The organism is Acinetobacter sp. YT-02, assembly GCF_002412355.1.
In the GTDB taxonomy this organism is placed as follows: domain Bacteria; phylum Pseudomonadota; class Gammaproteobacteria; order Pseudomonadales; family Moraxellaceae; genus Acinetobacter; species Acinetobacter towneri.
Genome location: NZ_NOZT01000103.1, coordinates 1 through 718, shown reverse-complemented (window position 1 = coordinate 718; position 718 = coordinate 1). Strand labels below are relative to the sequence as shown.

The 718-nt window shown below is 45.5% G+C and carries 2 protein-coding genes; both read left to right on the top strand.

Features of this window, described 5'->3' with window-relative positions; all coding sequences use genetic code 11:
- On the top strand, nt 1–185 hold a 185-nt coding region (gene tnpB, locus CF596_RS14500; protein ID WP_143228720.1), incomplete at its 5' end, for an IS66 family insertion sequence element accessory protein TnpB.
- A gap of 74 nt (nt 186–259) precedes the next feature.
- Nucleotides 260–718: transposase (locus CF596_RS14495; protein WP_197704864.1), on the top strand; the 459-nt coding region annotated here is incomplete at its 3' end.

Genomic DNA, 718 nt, shown 5'->3' with positions numbered 1-718 from the left:
AAGTGCTGGTACATGATGGACTGGGCATCTGGCTGTGTGCCCGGCGGCTGGAACAGGGAAAATTCCACTGGGCTAAAGTTCACCAGGGTGAAAGCGTAGCTCTCAACCTGGAACAGTTACAGGCATTAATCCAGGGTTTGCCTTGGCAGCGCATTGGACGACAGCAGGTGGTCACGATGCTCTAAACCAAGCTCGGCTATTCTGCTATCCTCCAAACGTTCTATTTCATTCTTCTCATGACCTCAGGCATACTGCGGTCATGAATACGCTGCCAGATTTAAGCCAACTGACCCATGAACAACTGCTGGAATTCACCCAGCAGTTGGCGATGCAGCATCAACAACTCGCAGAAAATAAACAACAATTAGATGCTCAAGTTCAACATCTGGAAGTATCAAATCAACAATTAGATGCCAAAGTTCAACATCTTGAAGTCACCAATCAGCAATTAGATTCTAAAGTTCAGCATCTTTCTATTCTCAATCAAAAATACGAGCATGAACTGGCGCTGTTTAAACAGCATAAATTCGGCAGTAAAAACGAACATCTCACCGCAAAACAAATCCATCTGTGGGATGAGGCGGTCGAAGAAGATATCGCAGCCGTTGATCTGGAATTAGAACGATTAAATGCAGATAAAACCCATGCAGCGACACAGAAAGCCACAGTCAACAAACCTAAACGTCGACTGCTGCCAGATCATCTACACACCATCCGT